Below are 1,393 nucleotides of genomic sequence, written 5' to 3'. Positions count from 1 at the left end.
CCTGGCGGGCCTACCGGTGCTGGGGGTCGGTCTCGGGCAGCTCATGGGTGCATCTCCGCTCACCATCCTTCTCGCCGGTGGTCTCGGAGGAGTCATGCTCGTCGTCGGCACGGTGCTGGTCTGTGCGGGTCTGCTGTGGACGGACCGGATCGCGGCCCGGGTGGCGTCATGAGCGCGACCTGGGCGGTGGTGCTGGGAGCGGCCTCGCTCGTCGTCGTGCCCGTTCCCCGCGGTGCGGAACGTCTCTCCTTCGCGAGATCCGATGTCGCCGGGCGCACCGCACCGGATCCGGTGATCGATCCGCATGCGGTTCCCGCCGCCTTCGATCTGTTCGCGGCGTGCTTGCGCGCGGGGATGCCGGCCGGCGCCGCCGCGCGGGTCGTCGCCGAATCGGCTCCGCCGGAACTCGCGGCGGCGCTGCGTCGAGGCGCCGACCGGTTGGCGTTGGGAGCCGATCCGGCCGGGGCATGGGAGGGATCCGGAACTACCGATGCGCTGGACGACTTCGCGCGCGCGGCACGACGATCCGCGAAATCCGGTGCGCCCTTGTCGGATACTGTCGCCGAACTCGCGGCCCGGCATCGCGCCGAGACGGAGGACCGGGTGGCCGCCGAGATCGATCGTGCGGGGGTGCTCGTGAGCGGTCCCCTCGGATTGTGTTTTCTGCCCGCCTTCGTATGTCTGGGCATCGTGCCGGTCGTCGTCGGCCTGGCGCGGGACGTCCTGGGTGCGGGGCTGATGTGAATGTCGGCGCGGACGGTCCGCGCTGCGCGAATGGGAGGGGACCGAAGATGGAAGAACGAGCGACGACCTCGGAGTTCGTACGTGGATGGCGAGGTCGGATCGGCGGGCTCGTCGCGCAGGACGACGGCATGTCGACGGCGGAGTATGCGATCGGCACCATAGCGGCTGCAGCGTTCGGGGCCGTGCTGTACACGGTGGTGACGGGCGACTCGATCGTTTCCGCACTGACGGGCATCGTCGAACGAGCACTGAACACGTCGGTGTGAAGGCTTCCGAATCGAAAAGCGTTCTCCGGAGGTCGGTTACGGTCTTCGTCCGTGAAGACCGCGGAGGCGTCACCGTCGAAGCGGCTCTTGCGATCGCAAGCTTCGTCTCGGTGCTCGTGCTGTGTCTCGGTGCGGTACTGGGCATCGCGTATCAGGTGCGGTGCCACGACGCCGCACGCGAAGCGGCCCGCCTCACGGCGCGGGGCGATCAGGAACGGGCGCTCGACGTGGCCGCGCGCGTCGCGCCCCCGGACGCACGCGTGGCGGTGCGCGAGGAGGGAGATCTGATCGTGGCGGTCGTGACCGCGGAGAGCCCGCTGCTCCCGTTGCTGACCCTCACGGCCGAGGCGGTGGCGGTGCGCGAGCCGGAAGGAACGCGATGA

At 70.0% G+C, this 1,393-nt stretch carries 3 protein-coding genes and 1 pseudogene; all 4 read left to right on the top strand.

Annotated elements, in window-relative coordinates; all coding sequences use genetic code 11:
• Window positions 1–172, top strand: a pseudogene (locus R1101_RS29905) (secretion protein F); the annotation flags it as partial.
• Complete coding sequence (locus R1101_RS0123500; protein WP_016935618.1) at window positions 169–744, top strand: type II secretion system F family protein; 576 nt, start codon at window positions 169–171, stop codon at window positions 742–744. The pseudogene R1101_RS29905 and the gene R1101_RS0123500, both read left to right, overlap by 4 nt.
• A gap of 47 nt (window positions 745–791) precedes the next feature.
• Entirely contained in the window at window positions 792–1,010 is a 219-nt protein-coding gene (locus R1101_RS28465) for a DUF4244 domain-containing protein (RefSeq protein ID WP_016935617.1), read from the top strand.
• Window positions 1,007–1,393 (top strand): TadE family type IV pilus minor pilin, encoded by a 387-nt coding sequence (locus R1101_RS0123490; RefSeq protein ID WP_016935616.1) that lies wholly within the window; start codon window positions 1,007–1,009, stop codon window positions 1,391–1,393. Before R1101_RS28465 ends, R1101_RS0123490 begins: the two co-directional genes overlap by 4 nt.

This window comes from Rhodococcus sp. R1101 (assembly GCF_000278445.1).
GTDB lineage: Bacteria > Actinomycetota > Actinomycetes > Mycobacteriales > Mycobacteriaceae > Rhodococcus > Rhodococcus gordoniae.
Note: the sequence above shows the minus strand (reverse complement) of the source record. Positions and strands in the feature narration are given on the sequence as shown.